Source organism: Spirosoma migulaei, from assembly GCF_054776855.1.
Window position 1 is genome coordinate 96,950 of the sequence record NZ_BAAHBG010000046.1, and the last position, 21,684, is coordinate 118,633.

General features: G+C 43.8%; 18 protein-coding genes. 9 read left to right on the forward strand and 9 right to left on the reverse strand.

Annotated elements, in window-relative coordinates; all coding sequences use genetic code 11:
- Position 1 precedes the first annotated feature (1 nt).
- The 7 genes from ACYVGO_RS37820 to ACYVGO_RS37850 all read left to right on the forward strand — a co-directional run bounded on the left by ACYVGO_RS37820 (position 2) and on the right by ACYVGO_RS37850 (position 9,801).
- On the forward strand, positions 2–481 hold the full coding sequence (locus tag ACYVGO_RS37820) for an HIT family protein (protein ID WP_182464081.1): 480 nt from the start codon (positions 2–4) through the stop codon (positions 479–481).
- 1,217 nt (positions 482–1,698) lie between these two features.
- A complete protein-coding gene (locus tag ACYVGO_RS37825) occupies positions 1,699–3,501 on the forward strand; it encodes a type IV secretory system conjugative DNA transfer family protein (RefSeq protein ID WP_182464082.1) in 1,803 nt (600 codons plus the stop codon).
- Positions 3,502–3,690: 189 nt separating this feature from the next.
- The gene (locus tag ACYVGO_RS37830; protein ID WP_460973985.1) at positions 3,691–4,407 is read left to right on the forward strand and encodes a hypothetical protein; all 717 of its coding nucleotides are present in this window, start codon (positions 3,691–3,693) and stop codon (positions 4,405–4,407) included.
- A complete protein-coding gene (locus ACYVGO_RS37835) occupies positions 4,408–5,025 on the forward strand; it encodes an HD domain-containing protein (RefSeq protein ID WP_182464084.1) in 618 nt (205 codons plus the stop codon).
- A 30-nt stretch (positions 5,026–5,055) separates the two neighbouring features.
- Positions 5,056–6,039 carry a hypothetical protein gene (locus tag ACYVGO_RS37840; RefSeq protein ID WP_182464085.1) on the forward strand — a complete coding sequence of 328 codons (984 nt, stop codon included), beginning with the start codon at positions 5,056–5,058 and terminating at the stop codon, positions 6,037–6,039.
- 650 nt (positions 6,040–6,689) lie between these two features.
- Positions 6,690–9,428 carry a MobF family relaxase gene (gene mobF, locus ACYVGO_RS37845; protein ID WP_460973986.1) on the forward strand — a complete coding sequence of 913 codons (2,739 nt, stop codon included), beginning with the start codon at positions 6,690–6,692 and terminating at the stop codon, positions 9,426–9,428.
- 28 nt (positions 9,429–9,456) lie between these two features.
- A complete protein-coding gene (locus tag ACYVGO_RS37850; RefSeq protein ID WP_460973987.1) occupies positions 9,457–9,801 on the forward strand; it encodes a hypothetical protein in 345 nt (114 codons plus the stop codon).
- A gap of 20 nt (positions 9,802–9,821) precedes the next feature.
- On the opposite strand, the gene ACYVGO_RS37855 is transcribed toward ACYVGO_RS37850, so the two are convergent.
- The 5 genes from ACYVGO_RS37855 to ACYVGO_RS37875 form a co-directional block, all read right to left on the reverse strand.
- Positions 9,822–11,345, reverse strand: a complete 1,524-nt coding sequence (locus ACYVGO_RS37855) for a peroxidase family protein (protein ID WP_460973988.1) — start codon at positions 11,343–11,345, stop codon at positions 9,822–9,824.
- 274 nt (positions 11,346–11,619) lie between these two features.
- The gene (locus tag ACYVGO_RS37860) at positions 11,620–11,823 is read right to left on the reverse strand and encodes a hypothetical protein (RefSeq protein ID WP_460973989.1); all 204 of its coding nucleotides are present in this window, start codon (positions 11,821–11,823) and stop codon (positions 11,620–11,622) included.
- A gap of 358 nt (positions 11,824–12,181) precedes the next feature.
- Complete coding sequence (locus ACYVGO_RS37865) at positions 12,182–12,655, reverse strand: JAB domain-containing protein (RefSeq protein WP_460973990.1); 474 nt, start codon at positions 12,653–12,655, stop codon at positions 12,182–12,184.
- Between the two features lie 10 nt (positions 12,656–12,665).
- Positions 12,666–13,577 (reverse strand): toprim domain-containing protein, encoded by a 912-nt coding sequence (locus ACYVGO_RS37870; protein WP_460973991.1) that lies wholly within the window; start codon positions 13,575–13,577, stop codon positions 12,666–12,668.
- A 76-nt stretch (positions 13,578–13,653) separates the two neighbouring features.
- Positions 13,654–13,842, reverse strand: a complete 189-nt coding sequence (locus ACYVGO_RS37875) for a helix-turn-helix transcriptional regulator (RefSeq protein ID WP_460973992.1) — start codon at positions 13,840–13,842, stop codon at positions 13,654–13,656.
- Between the two features lie 468 nt (positions 13,843–14,310).
- On the opposite strand from ACYVGO_RS37875, the gene ACYVGO_RS37880 reads away from it, so the two are divergent.
- A complete protein-coding gene (locus ACYVGO_RS37880; RefSeq protein ID WP_460973993.1) occupies positions 14,311–14,481 on the forward strand; it encodes a hypothetical protein in 171 nt (56 codons plus the stop codon).
- A gap of 9 nt (positions 14,482–14,490) precedes the next feature.
- Positions 14,491–16,122, forward strand: a complete 1,632-nt coding sequence (locus ACYVGO_RS37885) for a recombinase family protein (RefSeq protein ID WP_460973994.1) — start codon at positions 14,491–14,493, stop codon at positions 16,120–16,122.
- Positions 16,123–16,367: 245 nt separating this feature from the next.
- Here the strand turns inward: ACYVGO_RS37885 and ACYVGO_RS37890 are convergent, their stop codons facing one another.
- From ACYVGO_RS37890 to ACYVGO_RS37905, 4 genes are read right to left on the reverse strand one after another with little or no spacing between them, the layout of a single operon-like run.
- A complete protein-coding gene (locus tag ACYVGO_RS37890) occupies positions 16,368–17,396 on the reverse strand; it encodes a phosphorylase family protein (protein WP_460973995.1) in 1,029 nt (342 codons plus the stop codon).
- On the reverse strand, positions 17,393–19,882 hold the full coding sequence (locus ACYVGO_RS37895; RefSeq protein WP_460973996.1) for a GAP1-N1 domain-containing protein: 2,490 nt from the start codon (positions 19,880–19,882) through the stop codon (positions 17,393–17,395). Before ACYVGO_RS37895 ends, ACYVGO_RS37890 begins: the two co-directional genes overlap by 4 nt.
- Entirely contained in the window at positions 19,879–20,706 is an 828-nt protein-coding gene (locus tag ACYVGO_RS37900) for a TRAFAC clade GTPase domain-containing protein (RefSeq protein ID WP_460973997.1), read from the reverse strand. Before ACYVGO_RS37900 ends, ACYVGO_RS37895 begins: the two co-directional genes overlap by 4 nt.
- Positions 20,693–21,676: a TRAFAC clade GTPase domain-containing protein gene (locus ACYVGO_RS37905; protein WP_460973998.1), complete on the reverse strand. Its 984-nt coding sequence runs from the start codon at positions 21,674–21,676 to the stop codon at positions 20,693–20,695. The genes ACYVGO_RS37900 and ACYVGO_RS37905 overlap by 14 nt, the downstream gene beginning before the upstream one ends.
- Positions 21,677–21,684 lie beyond the last annotated feature (8 nt).

Genomic DNA, 21,684 nt, shown 5'->3' on the forward strand with positions numbered 1-21,684 from the left:
TATGATTGACGCAGAAAAAATAGAGATATGTCCTTTCTGTAGACTTGACATCTCAGATATTTCGTTTCTTGAAAACGAAAATTTCCTCGTAGTTTATAATATAGCACCTATTTTACCTGGGCATTCTTTAGTGATACCTAAGAAACATACATTGAGTTTATTTGAACTCAACCAAGAAGAATTAAAGGATTTCATGGTTTTAGGTCAGAAAGCAGGACGACTATTATCAAAAGCATTTAATGTAGAATCGTTTAATTGGTCTATTCAAGAGCGTGCTCCTGCTGGTCAAAGCGTTCCTCATCTACACATGCATGTTATACCCAGAAAAGAAGGAGATTTATCTGCTCCAGGTGATTGGTACCCAGAGCTTGAAGATAAATTCTATTCAAATCATATTGATAGCTCTGAAAGACCTAAATTTAACAGGGAACAGCTAAAATCAATTGCTAAGAAATTGCGTGAGATCGGACAAAACCTTTAATCCATATTAAAACACTTTCCCTAAGCTGTGCTTAGGAATAGCTAAGCCTTGTCACAGCCCCTTGTTTTTAGCAAAAAACAGGAGACTGTTTTCATTCAACGCTTTTGTTGACTGTGCCAGATAAGAAAATAGGCTAACAAAGTCAGCCTATTTTCTTACGCTCATTGCGAAATCATTCAATCGGCACAGCCATAAACTGCGCCTGTTGAAGCTTAACCTAACCAGTAACCCTCAATATAAGAAATATTTTTAGCCTGGCACCACTGCCATAACAGGCCCGTACAAAAAACGGAACCGCAATGCAGTTCCGTTTTGTATGTTTCCGCCATCGTTCATAACCTTTTAGTTGTGCGCTGCACACCTAACCATAAAAGTCTTGACATTGAGTAAATCAATTGAGCTTATAAACGCATTAATGAACCCGTACGTTTAAAGTCATACCTGCTTTACACGCTGCGAAAGGGAAAAAAGTCGGCCAACAGAGTCAGCCGACTTTCCGTTTCTATCCACACCATTCAGGATCAGAAGTGATAGACTGCCAACCTTGAAGTCATCCTTGTATAAGGATTGGCGACAAATATAGCTTTAAAATAATTTAGGCGGATTGTTTTTCAGCCGCACGTCATGGGTGCGCCGTGCTTCTGCACTGGCACTGGTGTTATAGCTTTTGTGGATCAGTTGCACAGAGCGGCTATGGCCGCGTGCAATTAGATGACACGCTCTGCCTACTTTTCTGTCCAGTATTCATCGAGATCGTTGACCCCGCCATACGAATACCCGATTGTGACGATACAAAGTCTCTCCCTCAAATCGTTACAATTAACTGCGTTACGTGATGGACCTCATCGTCATAGGGCTGCCAAGCCTCTCGCTTCCGGATCGTCTGCGCAGCTTTGACTGACAACTTCTCCTACTTTAAATCACTGCTCAATTGTAATTGACAAGCTCCCTAGCGATTGTCCAGGCGGACCAGAAAACCAAACGATTCTTCGACTATACTTCCATTCATGGCCTGTAGAGGCCGTTATGATCTATCTCGTCTTTGCAATACTTGACGGAAACCATTGGGTTTCAAGGCAAACTGCTTTTCTTTTTTGAGGCAATACTTTTTCAATACGTGTAAAAACCCGTTTCAAATACGGGGAAAATCCCGTTGTAGAGCGCGTTTCTTTTTCCGTTTTTGTGGGTTGTTTCCACCCACCTTAACCTCCTCGTTGATGAATCCCGCCCAACCCCAAATGGTAGACGCACCAAAACCAGCCACAAACGGGTTTGGTGTGACCTCAGATGAAATCAATCAGCTTTTCAATATCACCCCAAGCCCTTCGCTACAGAATAGAATTATTCTGTTTCTGGTCGGTCTCTTCCTAACCCCTATCACGTTGGCAGGAGCCTTATTCGGCTATACGCAAGCCTACCTGCGCTTTATGAAGCCGTTGGCGGAATACCCCCTGCTCTATCCTCTGCGGCCCATCGTTAAGTTTGCGATGGTTGTCTGGGCGATACTGGGTTGGTTCGTCTTGTTTGGGCTTTTGTTCGTTCTCTGGTTCGTCGCATCACTGATGGGGATGCAGGGCTATGCGTTTCTTGTTTTCATGAGCTTCAATCTGTTTTTTTCACTCGTCGTATTTTTTATTTTCCGGCGCTGGCAGATTGGTGTTAACAACGAGCTGATCGAAGGCAACCGGTTTGGTACGGCGCGGTTTGCCAGACCCGACGAACTGAATCCGTACCGGCAAGGCCCAGGCATTTATATCGGAGGTGGATTTGTCTTCAAAGATAAAGGGCACATTCTAACAGTTGCCGGTACACGGGGTGGCAAAGGCACGAATTTAATTATTCCGAACTTGCTCGGTCTTGGTGGCTATACCGGATCCTGGGTCGTCATTGACCCAAAAGGTGAGAATGCCGCAATCACAGCGCGGTATCAACGCGAGAGCGGACGACAGGTTGTTATTCTTAATCCGTGGGGTCTGCTGGAAGACCATATCGGCGAAGCGGAATCGTATAATCCATTAGACATACTGGCCGATACCAGCAGCATTCACTTAGTTGATGATGCGCACATGATCGCAGAAATGCTCGTCCCAGTCGAGCGCGACGATAAGAACCGCTTCTTCACCGATACAGCGCGTTCAGTCGTTACTGGTCTCATCATGCAAATTGCCACCACGCAGGAAGGCGATGATCGAACCCTTACTACGCTGTGGCGATGGGCACGATTGGCAGGTGATGATTGGGATGAATTGATCGCCCGTATGCGGCTCAATAATGATCCAGTCAACGGAGAAATCATCCGCAATGCCGGCAATGAAATCGTCAAATTGATGGAAGCTGGTGAAGAGACATTTGGTAGTATTCTCTCTTCTGTCTTACAGGCAACAGATTTTCTCAAAAGTCCATCACTGCAAAAGGCATTACGCTCTGGCTATGATCCAGCCACCTTATCGGAAGGCGATACAGCACTCTATATCATCATCCCCGCCGACAAATTACAAAGTCATGCACGGTGGCTGCGGCTCATGGCCACAACGACATTACGGGCCGTTGTCAGAAACCCGAATAAGCGTGTAACTTTTTTACTCGATGAATTTGCAGCTTTGGGCTACTTACCTGAAATTGAGACCGCATTAAGCACCTATGCCGGATTTGAAATCACTATTTGGCCGATCTTGCAATCACTCATTCAGCTACAGGGTTTATATGGTGAGAATTGGGAAACATTCACGGCAAACACCGCTATTCGGCAGTTCTTTACCATCAACGACAATTTTACCGCAAACTATGTGAGTGCGGCTATTGGTCAAACCTCACATGTGATTACAACACGTAACTGGTTTGGTGTTCAAGATGCTAATGCCAATCAAAGGCCGCTTGTAACACCGGATGAAGTACGGCGTGGTTCGGCTGAAAATATTTTTGCTTTTCTGGGTGGTAACCCACCGACAACGTTCTCCAAAAGGGCTTATTATAAAATACCTGAAATACTGAATAGAGCAGATGATAATCCATATTATTAGAAGTCAATGATTTTTCAAAAGCAATGTGAACTTTTTAGGATTTATATATGATATATAGCCGAAAGAGCTATATATCAAGAATTTACAAGAAAATACATCTTAAATTTGCCAAGATGAAGAACGTATAGCAATTCCTATTTCAATTAAATACAACTTATAATAATGGCTTTAACAGCGTCTTCTAAACGGATGAAAAACGACTTAATGAACATAGTACAATTAAAGAGTATAATGTCTAAAAAAACATCAAATGATTTCTCTTGCCTGAGTAATTGCCTTTTACCAGAGATAAGCCAACCCTCATCTTTGATAAATATACTAGAATCTATAATGTGTGAGGAAAAGGAATTAGATCGAGTTGCCAAAAGTAGTTTTATACATAATTTAGGATTTATAAGAGTAAACATTATTGGATGGGATGTATCATCTTATATGCTCAAGCTGCATATATGGAATTTACCCAAAATCAACATTGATATAAAGAATGGCAATGAGTTTACAATCCATAATCACTTGTATGATTTTTCCTCAAGTATTATTACAGGATGTTTAAATTTTGATATATATTCCGAAAGCGACAATGGAATTTCAATGGAAAAATATATTAACCCGTTAAAGGAAGACGAATATATCTTTGAATATATTGGCACCAGAGCATTAAAGAAGCAATTGCAAGTTAATTTAAGTTCAGGAAGCCAATATTTACTCGATCATCAGACATTACATTTTGTATCAGCGCCACCAAATATATGCACATCAACTTTATGCCTACAAAGTCCAATATGCCAAAGAGAAACCTTAATTTATTCACAAAATAAATTAAGGGAAAGCTTACCGAAGTCGGTTAGATTTAATTCATCTAGCCTAAAAAAAGTTATAAAAAATTACTTAAAAGTATTAGAATAAATGCGAAAAGATGAACTTATAATTCACATCAAAGAGGAAGTTGAACAAATATATAAATCAAGTGATGTAAGCCTCCCTTATCATGGATGGAAGCACATAATTTTTGTTTACACCAAAGCGAGAGATTTTGCTATAGAATTAAATGCAGATTTATTTTTCGTCTCAATTGCTGCGTTAACGCATGATATGAATTATTTGATTAACGTAAAATCAAAGCCTAGCGAAGGGCAACAAATGAGAAGAGCGTTATTCAAGAAATATAAAATAAAATCTACTGACATCAGTAGGATAGAGGAAATAATTTTTGAAGCAGATACAAGCTATCGTCACGAAAATATATCAAGCGATGCAAAAGCGCTTAGCGATGCCGATACTCTATTTAAATCTCTACCTATTACTCCTATTCTATTTGCCAAGCAATACTGTATAGAGCAAGATATAACTATTCATGATACTGCAATAAAAATCATTAAATATCAAATTCCACTAATGGAAAAGGGAATATATTTTTATAGTGATTCAGCAAAAAAATACATTAATTGGGCGCAAGCAAATTTATCACTTTGGCAGAATATACTTGATTATTACGGCAGCGAAGGGGAAGTATTTTCTCTATAAAAAAATAAATCTTTATAAAATATATAATTTATGTTTGACTTAGGCAATTTGAAAACATCAACGGCAAGAAGGGTATTCTTGTTTGTATCTATATTAATTTTTATCATAGAAATAATTGCACTAGTGCTAACACATGAGCATTATAAAAATGTACCAGAGCCGTACTCCTCTATTGTAAAGGAAGTTCTAATTAATTTGGTAGCTGCTACCATTTCAGCTGTGATACTTCTATCTATATTAATTTATTTAATACCTATTGAAAGGCATGTAGGCAGTATAGAAGCCCTTGATTCGCGAGCGACAAAATCTCTTCATAATCAAACTCTGAAAACAACCCATTTTTGGCTCCACAATGGACATTTTGGACGATGGGTTCGTACGGAAGCTATGCCTTATTTAGCAACTTTATCAAAAGAAAACGGTATTACTACAGAGATAAAATTAATTATTTTAAATCCAACTGATAACGATGTTTGTACTTTATATATGAGGTATAGAAAGCAAATCTCCCATATAGATATTGAAATTGACAATGTAAGGGACGTTCAAGCAGAGCTTTTTGCAACCATACTAGTAGCACAACGTTATAATCAAGCCACTGATCATGATCTAGTCGTAAAAATTTATTTAAATTCTCAGTTTAACTTAGTAAGAGAAGATATTAATGAAAGTGTAGTATTTAGAACTCAAGTAGATCCAAAATGTTCGGCAGTAGTGTACTACAATAAAGATAGAGAACATGACGTATCTGAATTTTATTACAATGCAAAGAAAAACTTCAATTTTACAGCTAAGTTTTGCCAGCGCGTACCATTCGAGCCTCCCGTTCCAATGGGCGAATTAACTGTAGAAAATGTTAAAACATATTTAAATTCAATAAATCTTCTAAGTAACTGCGATAGTGATGATGATTTCATTAAAAAGGTCATTAAGAAAGCACATTCAACTTATAATCCTTACGAGTCTCAAAACTTCTTTGGTAAATCAAAAAGGAAAATAGATGATTTTGGATAGAACCATTGATTGAAGCTGTCAATTACGCCAATGAAAGGATATTAATTTCCTATGCGTTAAATTAAAAGCTCAGTTTATTGCTTTTTGAACTTTTAGTTGCACTATTATTTATTGTTTTTTTGTTAACTGTAATTGTGTCTTTATTAATTAAGTATTTTGAATTCTTTGTATTCACAATATGATCATCCAATAAATCAATCTTGTTTATTCCTCTATGTTCCAAATTCAAAATTGTGTTGAATAGAAAAGCAGTAGCAATAAAGCATGCACTCTTTAATAGTAAAAAATTTCTCTCAAATTGATTTCTTTTAAATATATCATTCATTGACATCTCCAGAACTTAATCTTAAATTATCTTGCTTAGAGGTTACGCAAATGTCAACATTTTATATAATATAAAAGATCTAATATTCATCAAGGCTAAATAGAATATTCTGTATACATAATGTGCACCTGAGCCATTTTGATTACTATTAAAAAACTCTTCTTATAATTAACTATTGCACTGAATAGGGAAGATGTCTGACGGATTAACATTAATAGATCACAGGCTGTGCGGACAAGTTTACCACTTACTGTTTGTCATTAACAAAACACAGCTTTTAGTCTGACCATCGCCGTTCTGTTGTATAAAATCATGCATGATCCGCATGATTCAAAGCACCTCTGCCCGTCAGGCCAAAGAGTATTTCAACGACTCTTTGCGTCGCTCTGACTATTACCTGGATGATCAGGAGCTTCAAGGCGGCTTGCATGGTCGCCTTGCCGAAAGGCTTGGCCTGGATGGTCAAGCGACTACGGCTACCCTCTTTTACGCCCTGTGTGAAAACATCAATCCGACAACGGGTAAATCCCTTACACCCCGCACGGGGGATACCCGCACCGTCGGTTATGATATAAATTTTCATTGTCCTAAAAGCGTTTCGATCCTGCATGCGCTCTCTAGTGACGATCATATCCTAAAGGCGTTTCAGGAAAGTGTTCAACAAACCATGCAGGACATTGAGCAGGACGCCCAAACGCGGGTGAGAAAACAGGGTCATGTGGCAGACCGTGCAACCGGTGAACTGCTCTGGGCCGACTTTATCCACCAAACCGCCCGACCGGTTGATGGTCAAGTCCCTGACCCGCATTTGCATGCCCATTGTTTTGTGTTCAACGCGACGTGGGATCAAGTCGAGGGCGAATTCAAGGCCGGGCAGTTTCGGGATATTAAACGCGACATGCCCTATTATCAGGCCCGGTTTCATAAAATTCTCTCCGATAAATTGATCGATCTTGGTTATCGTATCCGGCGTACCGATAAATCCTTTGAAATCCTGGGTGTGCCAGAGCGCATCATTGGCCTGTTTTCCAAACGAACCAATGAGATTGGCCAGATTGCTAACCAACTCGGCATTACCGATCAAGCTGAACTGGATAAGCTTGGGGCACGGACACGCGCCAAGAAACAAAAGGGTCTGACCATGACCCAGCTCAAGCAGGAATGGCGAACACAAATTCAAAAGCTGGGTATGATTGGCTCTAGTGAGGGAGAGCAACCAATCCGCTATGCCCCGAATAAAGAGCTGTCTTCCCTAACCCCTGCTCAGTGTGTTGATCATGCGCTTAGTTTGCGATTTGAACGGGCCTCTGTCGCCCAGGATCGGCGTATTCTGGAAGTTGCTTACCGACATAGCCTTGGCCATGTCTCCGTCACGGTTGGTCAAATCACCGACGCCTTCGTAAGTGATCAACGCATCCTCAGGATTCAGGAAGGGACAAAAACGCTTTGCACCACCCAAGAGATTTTGGACGAAGAACAATACATGGTTAGACTGGCCCAACAAGAGCAAGGCGCATTACAGCCGCTTTATCCAAATCATCCGGCAATTGGTCTGGGCGGTGAACAGCGTGAGGCCATAGCGCATGTGCTGACCACCACAAACCGCGTGTCGATTATTCGAGGGAAAGCTGGAACCGGCAAAACCACTCTGATGCAAGAGGCTGTTCGATTGATTGAAGAGACTGGACGACGGGTAACGGTTGTAGCCCCGACCGCTCAAGCAGCCCGTGGCGTTCTACGGGATGAAGGGTTCACCGAGGCTGAGACCGTGGCCCAATTGCTGGCATCCCCTGCCCTGCAAGCAGCCTTAGAAAACGGCGTTCTCTGGGTCGATGAGGCCGGATTGTTGAATACTCATGATATGACCCAATTGCTGGCACTCGCCATTAGACAGAATGCACGGCTTATTTTAAGTGGCGATACGCGGCAACATGCCAGTGTCGTACGGGGTGATGCCTTGCGCATTTTGAACACCGTCGCTGGCATAAAATCGGCTGAAGTGAGCCGTATATTTCGGCAACGCTATCTGGCTTATCGTCAGGCCGTGCAAGCCCTGTCAGACGGCCATGTCCAGCAAGCCTTTGAGACATTGCACTGTATGGGCGCGATCAAGACGGTTGACGCGGCCAATCCGTTTGACTTGCTGGCAACCGACTACGTGAATGCGCTCAAGCGTGGCAAAACGGCTTTGGCGATTTCACCCACCCACCGTGACGGTGAACGCGTCACGCAAGCTATCCGCGACAAGTTGCGTGAGGGAGGTAAACTCGGCAAGGCTGAATTTACAGCCGAGCAACTAGTCAATCGCAACATGACGACTGCGGAAAAAGGCGATAGCCGCAATTACCAAAATGGACAGGTTATCCAGTTTAATCAAAATGTGCCAGGCATCGCACGGGGTACGCGCTGGTCAGTCGTGTCGATTGACCATGAAAAGGTGAACATAGTCGATAGCAACGGTACGCTGACCGCTCTTCCACTTGACATGAAATCCAAGTTCGATGTGTATCAAGCGCAGGAGATTAACTTATCCAAAGGCGATACGATCCGTATTACCCGCAATGGCTTCGACAGCACGAAACGGCGACTGAATAACGGCCAATTGTTAGAGGTCTTAGCTGTTAAGCCGAACGGCACGATCCGGTTACGCAACACGATCAGCAAGGTGAGCTATACGCTCCCTAATGATTTTGGGCATCTGGCTTATGCACATTGCATCACGTCCCATGCGGCACAAGGAAAAACGGTCGATGAAGTCTTTATCGCACAGATGGCCTCAACGTTTACAGCGACAAATCTAAACCAGTTATATGTCTCGGTGTCACGAGCGCGGGATTGTGTTCATATCTATACCGATGACACGGACGGCTTGCTAGCAAAATCGTCAGAAGTCGGCGACCGGCTATCCGCTCTTGAACTGCTGAAGCGCAACAGGGCAAACCGACAGGCAACCGAACACCTCATCCGTACCCACAAACCGATTGCCAACCCAGCAAAGGAAAAAACGTCCGCCGTTGATTTGAACCTTCAACAGAAAGGCAATTCTCATGTTCCCCGTCCATAAATTCAAGGCCAATTTTAGCTCTGTGGAGATGAATGTAGACAGTGAGCCGGAACGTTTGACGGCTCATGTAGTCCCCCATGACACAGACAGTTTTGTCCGCAATATCTGCTTTGTCTGGGAGGACGGGCGCAAGGCGTTTTTCAATTACGCCTATCTGGTATCGGTCGATCTGCTACCGATGGATAGTGTAAATGTGATGCTGCTTTATTTTAGTGGGCAGATTGTCACGTTGAAAGGGTATCAATTAGGACTGCTATTCGATCTGTTGCTGAATCACATGCCAAAAACAATTACGGCTACCAATTCGCGCTATCACAATTGCGGGGAAACGCAGGTTGCAGTAGTTACTGAAATTCTGGTCAAAAGCGAGTAAAGCCGTTAGCTAGATCAGTGCTATTCTGTTCCAGGTACATTTAGCGTTTCTGCAAATCTAAGAACGTCAACAATGCGATAATTGAGCGGGTCTATTCCTGGCAATAAACCGAATTGAGGTCTCCACAGCGGATCTGAAAGTATAGAGTCTTTTGTTTGTTTGAGTAACCGCACAAAAACTTCAACTATGATCCGGCCACCTACTGGCCCTAAGTGATTGCCTTGTGATAACAACTCTGCTTCTTTTAAAATATAATACCATAGTGGCGTCTTTTTAAGCAGTAAGCTGTTTGATTCATTTAAGATAGCGATTGTCTGCTGGTGGAGTTGTTCCTGAGCGGGTGTTGGATTTGTAAAGGGGTTACTTTGGAGTTGCTGCGCGGTCAGTGATGTAAGGCCCATTTGTTTGGCCACGGTCTGTCCAGTTGGCACTCTTAAAGACATACTTCGTACTAAATTTCGGGAAGAAAGTGTAGCAAAAAGCGAACCTTGGGGCGGATTACCTGGGCCGGGTAGGCTACTCATCGAGAAGGCAACACGCGTATCTATTTTACGTGCTTTATTTATTGCAGGAACACCATCAACGGTAAAGAAGCTCTTCCAATTAACAATCCAGTTATCTGGAACTTGCGTTTTTGTAAAGATGAAAGCCCAGCTAAAATCATTGTTAGGAAAAAATTTATTGAAATGATAAGCATTTCGAATCATGCTATGCCCGAAACGGTAGGATGCTACCGAAAACTCAACCGGCATGAAAAACTTTCGAGATTCCCGAAAAAACTTTAGCCCGTTTGTCAGTATATCATCTACGATGTCGGCACCTGCAATCGTTTTTAAGAAATCATGTACCAATACCCATTGGTAATGCCGCCGAACTTCGAATTGAGCTTTAGTGAATAATTCATCGGGGTGCAATGCAGGATTAGCTAATCTAAGCTTATCGACAATAGCATTATGAAACTTTATAAAACTCAAATGCAGTTGGGCGACGAACAGATTTTCATCGTTACGAGGATCACCAATAATGGCCGTATTATTGACGTTTCGTTGAAGGTCGAGGTCAGTTTGCGGAATTGTCCCGACTGCAATGCTATTCTTTCCAAGAAGCAGTTTAACCCCTTCTTTATCATATAAGAAAGTATCTATGGCAGGCCCGTCACCATACATACTGTCTAACTCAAGATTTGGCGTACGATAATTCACCAACGTTTTCGCATCCCTGTCTTCTTCAAACTTTGAATCAATATCAAGTGTGATGTCATGATCGACAAACTGTCCGAAATACGTATAGCCTGAATCAATCGTACTATCGGAAACCTCAGCTACTGAAGAATCTTCCAACATATTTTTCCCCAACTTTTCCAGAAGTGTCTGGTTATTTGCTGAAAAAGGGATACGAACTCGATTGTTAAACAAGTAACCGTAATGATCCTGTTGGCTCGCAGAAACAAATGTTGGCGAAAGGCCGAAAAAGGTACGTTTAAAGCCATGCGCTAACCGGAGTACATTGGCATCTGGCAAAGCGGGTTGCTCTTGGTTTTCCATGTTTTTTGGGGTTAAGGATAAGCTCTTTTGACGACCTGGCTAGCTAGTATCAAATGACATTACAGATAAAACATGCCTTTTAGGTAAGCGCCTATAATATTCGCCCTATTACAAGAAACCGACAACGGGAAAAACACCCTTTTATATTGAAAAAATACTTTTTCTCTTTTTCAATAGAGAGCCCTCAACAAATTAGAGCCTGTATAGCAAGTGCAGGAATTTATTTGTGAAGAATAGCAAAGCCGAGCGGATTATGACCCGCTCGGCTCATAATTTATTCAACCTTATGCTTATTGGGCCGGACGGTGAGGATCACGTTTTGCCCTAAATTATCGAGGGACAGGTTCATACCTTCGCCGTCGCGATTTACCCAAGCTGAACCGACTCTAATCCAGTCTGGATTGCCCTTACGGTCTTTGACAAAGTAAACCCCATGAGTTGGGGCCTTTACATTTTTTTCGTCTAGTGTAGTCATCATCAATTCTCCTTTGTTTGTTGTTGATGATGGAAGCAGACAAAGCTCATTGAGACAGTGGCAGCTCCCCAAAGGCCCAAAATCGATGCGCAATGTCTATTTTTGGCCGAAGTCGCAGATTGTTTTTACCTCGTAAAAAAAGAGGGATAAGCGCCACCACGGGCGATGAGATTATGCTGACATCACACATCAACCGATAAATAAAGGAGTTGACGTGAATACAACACGACAATGCAACAAAGCCGATCTCTCGTTTACGTCTGACATCCTCTTGACACGACCTAGCCAGCATGGATAGTGTTATCTTGGTAGCTCTGGTTAGAATAGGGTGATAAAAGTGGATTTAAATTTGCCTAGACATTCAGCTTGGCATGCATCCTTCATCCGCAAATGAGAAATAATTCTGGGGCGTTACAATCAGGTGATCGAGTATGGCGATGTCCAGCAATTTGCCGCCCTCTTTGATCTTGCGCGTCAGAATTTTGTCGGCCTCACTGGGCTGTAAATTACCGGACGGGTGGTTATGCGCTAATATTATACCGGTTGCCCTCGCCTTTAGAGCCGTGGCAAAGATAAGCTTAGGATCAGCAATACAGGACACCATACCACCCGATGCAATGTCAGAAATCGCCAGACAGTTATTCTTCTGGTCAAGCAGCAGGATTTTAAACTGTTCTACCAGTTCCAGCCGGTTTTCATCCCAGGATTGCCGGAGGATTTCATAGGCGGTCGTGGATTTTGTTATCTGAATCCTGTCCTGATACGGGATTTTGTTGCGGTAGATAATTTCAACTTCACTGACCTTGAATAAAGACTGGAGATTGAGTTGTGTCATGCTCTCTCCCCTACGCGATCAGATTGAGTTGGTGCCTGTGCCATGTACTCACATCCCTGTGTGGAGTATAGAGTTTATTCATCCGCTGATGGCTTAAATAATCCTGCGTTTTAAAAAATGTGGACAAAGCTTCGGTGACATTTTCTCCGACCTTATCATTGTCCATCCAACTATAGGCAGTACGGTAACCGTAATTCTGGATGTAGGGAAAGATCTGTTTCAAACAGGAAAGCGAATTCAGAACAATCGTATCACCTTTGAACGCATGGCCGTTCAACTGACTGATGGCAGACAGATAGTCCATCACATTCTTGAACAGATGAATGGCATTCGGTTTAGGCGTAACACCCCGGATGAACGAAACCGCCAAGGGACCAATGTGCCTTTCCAGATAGGCCGTTTTCAAGGAGAAACCTCCATCTATATTTTGAAAGCCAAGCGCCATAAAGCCCTTACCGGTTTGCCGGTTACGGGCATGGATTTCTTTGAGGTATTGCCTGGCAAGTGTCAGAGAAATACCCTGCCTTTCCAGATAGTGAATAAGCCCTGCATACTGGATCGTCTTTTTGTGTCGAAGCTCCAAGACTGACTGATTATCACCCAGACTGTCAGTATCTATGAGATCCGTCAGCTGATCAGGGATTGATAGCGTCATATTCTTTAGCCAGCGCAATGCATCGGCTTGGGTATACTCCTCCTGTTTAATTTTAAGATATTGGCAGACAAAATCTAATACGGTTCCGTCCTGATGATGGGCATCAGACCAGCGATTGGTTAATGTATTGACGGATAAGATGGCTTTTCGCCTACGATCCAGCGGGGACGGGTAGTGGACGATATGCCCATAGGTCCGCAAGGGGCGAAAATCAAGCTTGCCTAGAATTTCGGAAATAGGTATCGTATTGGCAGGTTCTTTGTCCATTGCGCTCACCATTGAAACGGATGTGATCGGGAACTAGGGAAGGGAAAGTTCGCCTAAAACTTTCCCTTCCCGCTTTTTAATCCGACAGTCGTTGATCCAAAAGCTGATCCAGATCCGACAAACGATAATGTACAAGCTTCCCAATTTTGATCGGATTGAGTTGACGACGTTTCGTACAATCCCAGACGGCCAGTGTGCCGATTGAAACGCCGAGGTAATCAGCGGCTTCTTTTCGGTTTAGCAAACGGCTTTGTTGATGGGGCATTTTTAAGCTCCTGGCTGCAGTTCAAAAACTGTAAGTCGGATCTATCAAAAGACATTTCCCTTACGGGACATTACCTAAATACTTTTGGCGGAGTCTGTCAATTCAATTGCTGTTCCATTAAAGAATGAGCAACATGCATCTCTGGAAATTATGCTCGCATGACCTACAAGACTTATCTTTTGTAATTCTTTTTGTGCGATCATGACACGACTGACTAACAGGCATGGCTTTGGTGAGTGATCAATTACCAACTTTAAAGAACTAATTTTTTCGCCCGCATTCTCAAGCCGTAGTGGTATGCAATCAGGTGTGAAGTTTGCTGAAGACGCAATACGAAACAGCTTCCGGGCTGCCGTTTTCGCATCTGTGACCATAACTCTGTGGCCCCAAGCTGATCACTGGTCAGAAATACGTTCCGCTTTCGGAACATTAAGGTAATAAATCATACTGCCGTATGGGTATTCATCTATGCCTAACTCTTCTCAGCCCGACCCTGAAAACAGTGCCTATCAGGGTATAGTGAATCATATAAGCGAGCTTTATCAAGGGAGCATCTCGCAACGGGAGGCCCATGAAGCCGCTCGCAATCTGATTGGTTTTTGTCAATTATTGCTTGAAATCAAAAGCCAAAACTTATAGGATTAGCCTATGAGCCGGAAGATAGTCGATCTCAGTCAACGCCAAACGACAGCCACCAAAGCTGTCATTCTGACGCGGGTATCCTCAAAAGAACAGGAGGAAGGCTATTCCATCGAAGCCCAGAAACACCGGCTGCAACTCTATTGTGAACGGCGTGGGCTTACCGTCTTGAAAGTCTTTGAGCTGGTAGAATCCTCGACGCAGGGAGACCGCAAACAGTTCATGGCCATGATCAAATTTGTCAAAAGCCATCGTGAACCCATTGCCATTGTCGCCGACAAGGTGGACCGCGTACAACGTTCGTTTAAAGAATATCCGATGCTCGATGCGCTGATCCAGGATGGACGTATCGAACTGCATTTCAATTCAGAAAATTATATTATCCATAAAAATTCGGTCAGTCAGGAACGGCTCATGTGGTCAATGGGTGTGATCATGGCCCAGTCCTATGTCGATAGTCTGCGTGACAATGTCAAACGCTCAATCGATCATAAAATCAGACAGGGCGAATGCATATCACTGGCTCCATTAGGCTATCTGAACGTCAAGGACGCCCGCCGACGGGGCGATGTGATTGTTGACCCTGATCGCGCGTTGTTGGTGCGCCGGTTGTTTGAAACCTACGCGACCGGCACGAGCACATTAGCGGAGCTTCGTCAGCAAACGATTAGTTGGGGCCTCAAAACCCGGTTTGGCAATAAAGGCTATCTCACAAAATCACAACTCCATCAGCTCATTACCAATCCATTCTACTATGGCCGCATGAAGGTCAAAGGCCAACTTCATGATCATCGGTACCCTCCCCTGATTTCCAAGAACTTGTTCGATCAATGTCAGGCTGTTTTGCAAGGCTGGCATAAAAAGCCGTTTCAATGGGCGGGCAAAGAATATGTTTTTCGTGGTCTGTTAACCTGTGCCACCACGGGCCGAATGGTTACCGCCGATACCAAGAAAAAAACCTATGTTAGTGGTGAAACCGCTCAATGGACCTATCTACGCTGTAACGATCCTGCTAATCCCACGAAAATGATGTGGGTGCGTGAAGAAGAAATCCTGGCCCAAGTTGAGCAGGTCTTAAAACGGATACAGATTCCGGCAGAGACCTTGGTCAAAGTGCTGGCTTATATCCGTGAAACCGATCAAGCTGAACGGGCTTTTTTGCGTCGCCAGATGGGCGAATTGCAGCGCGAACATGCCATGCTTCAGAATCGACTAGATACCCTGATGGATCTATTGCTAGATGGCACCATCGATAAGCACGATTTTGACACCAAGAAATCCAGTTTGCGTAGCCAGCAAATGGATGTGGAGAGTCATATTGCTGCGAATCGTGAGGGCGACGATAGTTTCAAGAATTCGTTGATTTCACTGGTATCCTTGTCATCACAAGCTCATGAGTTATTCACCCTTTCGAGTGTTGAGCAGAAGCGTAAGCTGATCAATTTCGTATTTGCGAACCTGTCGCTAAACGGACGAATTCTTTGTTTTTCCTTGAGAAAACCGTTCGATCAGTTCATCAATTGTACCAATGAAGAAGAATGGCTGTCCTTGCTGGATAGCTTGCGAACCGATCCAGACCTACGACTCTTAATCGCCGATAATCCGCTTAAATTCTGCCTCACAGATCTGGTTCCAGCTTGAGCTAGCCTTTTTTGTTTGCCTACAGATGACCGTATCGTTTCTCAAAAAGAGGGTTTTGCTGAATGATGTTTAAATAATAGAAAAATGAAAATAATGCCCTAATTTACAGGCAATTAAATACGCAACAAAGCTAAAGATTTTACCCTTTAAATAAAGGATTTCGCTTTTGATCCATCCGGATTTTGTGTGACGTTAACCGAGGCAAAAAACTGTTTTCCTGCAAATACTCATTTTTCAGCTTTATGCTACAGTAACTCTTTTACATCTTTATTATCTCCATATTCTTCGGCAACAGTTTTGATCAAACCGTCTATGGTTATATTACCTCCTCCACCATGCTTTAACATTCGAATAGCTTCAACCCACTGCCCCTTACCAGATTGGCCTAGATTAACTAAAGATAAATTCCCACCTGCCGCTATCCATATTTGATTATCTCGCAATCCACCTGGATAAAGCTTACACATAATTTCAACTAGCTTCTGCTCTCGGGTATGTTCGGTAGTGGCATCTGAAAAATCCAATTGCTCAAGAAGTCCGAATAAGAAGGCGGAAACAGTGGTCGATGCGTATGGTTGGGAGCCTTTACTGTCCATTTGTCCTTTATCGTTCACAAGATCGGAAATGCCGCGAAGCAACAGGGTTTTAACCATCGGTCTCATGCGGCAGACTTCTAAAAAGCCGAGACCTTCCATTTCGATAGCGAGGGCATGACTGGCATTTTGTTTGAGGAATTGATGAAGGGCTGAATCAATAGAAGCATCTACCTTTTCACCAGAAGCAATAGTGCCGGTGTAAGTTCTTATGACGGGAGAAAATTCTGAGTTCAGTATCTTTTCTGCTGTCAGCTTCCAGTCTTCGCTTTTTGCATAATTACCGGCTGCTCTTTCCAACGCATAAGAGGAAGCACCAAATTGTGGCCGGGGTTTGAAATTGTTTCCTTCGGCCTTTCCGCGCTCGTAGCCATAAACGTCCCGACCGATAACAATATCTCCAACTTTTACATCCTTCAATCCACCGGCCACACCTGCAAAAAAGACGTATTCTGGATTAAAATGGGCGATGGCGCGTTCGGTTTCAATCGCGGCATTCACATTTGTTTGATCAGTACGAGCAACGATCACTTCAAGAGTTTCATTGTTGCAGGTATAAGTGCCTTTAGTATAGTCGGTACCGGTTGTAGGATGTGCTAATTGCTCAATATTTTTTAAATGATGCTCAATAGCCAGTCGCTCTACTTCTAGCGCTGTGAGAATCAGGATTGGTTTCTTCATAAAAAGTCCTGTAAATTCTTTAATATTTCGTTGCCGGCATAAGCCTCCCGCATTTTCTTGACTAGCTTTTTTACTGTAGGTGACCCATTATTACGCAATATTCGAATAGCCTGGCTCCATTTTTCACGACCGGAGCCGGATCTATAAAGTTGGGACAAGTCGCCACCTGCACTTTCCCAAAGACCATCTTGTTCTGGCCCACCGGGAAACAGTTTAGAAGCTATTTCCAAAAACTCATTCCACCATTCTTCTGAACTGATAGCATCTCGTTTCAATCCGCTGGCAGAAAGTTTGAGCCGTTGCCAGAACCCGAGCAAGTGGCTGGATTGCAACAAAGCTGAAACCAAGTCCTTTCTAATAGATCGATTATTATACAATTGATCAAGAACTTTATTCCATCTGTTTTTAGAGACAAGCCGACCAAATTCCTCCGATTCTGATGGTAAAAAGTGATGGTTTTGTATCAACTGCGCTGCGTGATCTTCTTCTAAATCGGGCAGTACACCAAACAGCCGTAGTTTCTTGGTGAGCGAAATAGTTTTGCTGCCAATAACATGCTGTTGCACTTGTGGCGATTGCATGCCCGTTTTTAACTCAGATTCGAGTTCATTGTAGCTTAATTTACGGCTAGCGAGATCATCAATTAACTCAGTGAGGGTTGCGCTAATAAACTCGGTACGTGCTTTTTCGGGAAGCATAGGCCAGATGGACGCTCGATGCTGATACTCTTTCAAGCTGTTATAGTTTCCACTGCTTAGAGTGTTCAGCAACGTTTCATTAAACGCATTTCCTGCCAGCAGGTGATCGAGAATTTTGAACAGGGTGTGTTGTGGGTTGGAAATACCCGACCACGCGTCACTACCTTGTTGAATTGCTGCTTTCCAGCACTGCTGCCAACCTCCGCTAGTTATGTCTATGCCGTTCAATAACTTGTTGTTTTTTACAATTAATTTTCCCGCGATGTGGTGCAAGCGAGCATCGGTGTGACTGGCTGCAACAGATACAAAAGAGCTTCCACTTATGCTGCCGGACAAGGCTTCTAGAGCTACGATATAATCTTCGTCTGTGTCTACACGTAACTGTGCTTCGATGGCCTTCTCAGCAGAATAATACTGCGCTGCCACTTTCGCGTGTAGCACAAGCCAACCCTTTTGTTCAGCCATGTGCAGTACCGCTTCGGCAACTGATGTTTCTAGCTTTGGGATTTTTAAAGTCAGCTCGTTTTCAGCATCATCCGGCAGCCAGCTAGTGTGTTGGGCTATCAACACAGGTTCATTTTTCATCCATTGCCACAAAATGTGGGCATCGCTCGGCTGTCGTTTTCTCAACCGGTTATTTGCATAGTCCAAGACTATGTTAACCCACCAGTTTTTCGTTTCAGCTTCCAGGGCTTTTACCAGCACAATACCGCATTCTTCCGCTTGGCTACCTTGAAGCAGATGGTTGGTAAGCCAGATACTCACCGCACTCGAAGCAGAAGGTATTGCATCCGGAAATCCTTTCCAGTTCTGGTATATAAGGGCCGTAAACATCTTTAGCGGTGCCTTAGGAATGGCTTGAAGAATGGCAGTCAACAACCTGTTTTTGCCTCTGATTCCAACCTTTTCATTGGGACTAGTCTGGGAAATAAAATGTGCCAATACCAACAAGTGGTTTAGCCCCGGATTCTCGTCGATTTGGTGGTAAGTTCTGCCATAATTCTGAAACTGGTTGAGCTTTTCAATAGATTCGATCTTCGGGGCAAAGTCGTCAATTAAAACTTGAAAAGGTGCGGCTTCACTGGTATTTCCCATTAGCCAGTGTGCGGCTGCGGATTGCAGGGTTGCAGTTTCTCCCGAATCGATTACGTGAAAGGAATTCCGTTCCCACAGGGTTTTAGAGTTTTCGGGAATGTAAAGCAGGTTGAGGTATTCATTTTTGGCATAAGAGGGACCAAATGCCGCTCCGATTTTCAGTGTCTGCTTTATCTCTATTGGTAACTGGGGCCAGATCCGTGCTATCCATTGCCAGTAGCCTTTCTCCCCTAACCAAACGAATGACTGGTTTTGTAGCAAAGCATTTGTAGCAGCGGCTTCCATTCCGTCCACTTCTTCACTTGTCACCATAGTCTCCTGCGAGTGGTACTCCTGGAGGTGAATTTCTGTTTCTTTCTGGATGCTGGGAAGGTGATATTGAAACAAGTCACTGAGATTGTGGACTCGATTCAGATCCGCTTTTGGAATGAACAGGGCGTGCGAAAACACTCGCCCGGAACGAAGCCCTGGACTTTTGTCAGGAAATGTTTTAATCAGAAGAAAATGATCTTCGGCAAAGAATCCTCGTATCACCGGGCCAGACAAAACCCCTCCCTCTGGCCGGTCGGCCAAATCGGTGTAACCGCTTACCCGCCTAAACAATTCGTTTTTTTCATCAGATGCAGCCAGCAGATTGTGTCCAGACGTTTTCCCTGGAACTTCTCCGTATATAGCCTGGTGAATAACTATCATAGTTTCAGAACTTTCTCGATGAGCCGGGTCAGGTCTTTTTCCCTAGGATTATCGTCCAGCACTAGAAATCCAAACTTTTGAGGCATTTCGTCCAGGTATTTATCGCGGGCCTCCTCCGTTTTCAGCGGGAATTCCTGAGCAGATACTCCAACTATATTGAAGGCTCCTGGCAACCAGTTGCCTACGATGAAATTGGCGAACAGCGGCATTTTCTGCCGAAAGATTTCGTCCGGGCTCAAATCGGTGTTCAGTTCATCCCAACAGGTTAAGGCAATGAGCAACCGGGGGGTATCGATGGGGTCTTTCATGCCTGTCCCGCGTGCGTGAAGCAACACTTGCAATAGCTCAATGAACTGGGATTGATCGGATGTACCAGAGATTGTAGCCTTCGTTTCTTTTTGGTCTTTTACAGCATACCCTTTCTTGCTTAAGTCGAAGCGGTGTTCAATTTCAGACGGGCGAATAAAGAGAATCCACCGATCGTTCATTTTCGCCCGTTCAATCCACGTTTTGTCGTATTCCATTAGGGCCACAAGGTCGCGTACCTGCTCCCCGCCATAATCTTTGCAATGCAATACAAATTCCTGCCCTTCGTAAATAACTGGGATTTTGACCTCTAAATTATCGGTAGAAGGAGTCGATTCAGTTTCTTCCCCGTCAGCTAATCGATTGTAGGCGCTTTTGATACCATCAATATTTTCAGGTGCAGAAGCCTGTTGCAACTTTCCTTTTTTACCAACTAGGCGACCATATAATTGAGCCAGAAAGGTGGTCTTCCCCGATCCAGGCGGTCCAATTATCAATATCTCGTTATTTGTTACCATAGCCACCTCGGTATAAAAAGAAAAAATCATCTGTTTGAGTGGCTGCGGGTGCAATGTGCAGGGGCTGCGGGCTAGCCAGTTGGTCGAGCACTGTTTTGGTCACTCCTAAATTATTGATGTGACAAAGTTGATCTGAGTCGGACTTCGAATAATTACTGATTTCCAGTGATACGGCACCGGGAAAGTCTTCGAACAGGCTTAGTTTGATGGTTTCTAGAATATTCTCACGCATCTGCTTGGCTAGGTCGGCTTTTGACCAGACGATCACTACCGGTCTGCCTCGCAGTCCGCTTTTCACCTGTTCGGCTAATTGAATTATGTCACGCCCCGCCCTGCCTCGTTGGTTGATGATAGCCTCGCAATCTATAAACAACAGGAACGCATGGGCGTTGTCATAGATCCAGCGGGCATTCTCAGCAGCCGGGTCGTTCACGTTGTCCGCCCATTTGGAAAATACTTCGCCTGATGAGTCAGCAAATAAAATGTCATGTAAAAAACCATCATGGCGTAGTGCGAAGTGATACAGACTATAAAAATCCTTATCAGAAGGCGTGGCATCGGGATTTCGAACCGTACCATCTTCCTGCACCTGCAACGTTTTGGCCTGCAATTCCCACCCGTTCAGCGTATAACTTCCGGCAAAGTCCCAGTTTTCGATGCGCTTACCGTTGAACAACAACGAGTACAGCATGGCTAGATAGGTGGTTTTTCCTGCCCCGGACGATCCTACCAAACCAATAATTTTAGGGGTACCCCGATGTGTCAGAAGGTCGAGCTGTTCAGGTCGCAACCATTCTCCCGTCCACGGAATAGAGGTAGCCGCTGCCAGCTTTTTAGCAGTTTTGGCAGGGGCTTCTGCGGCTCCAGCATTTTCGAAATACTGACATTGCTCGTGCAGTGGCCCAGCTAATTCAAGACAGAAATCGTCAGGGGCATAGCAACCTTCTTTGCTACATCTTCGCTTTGCCATGTCCTGCC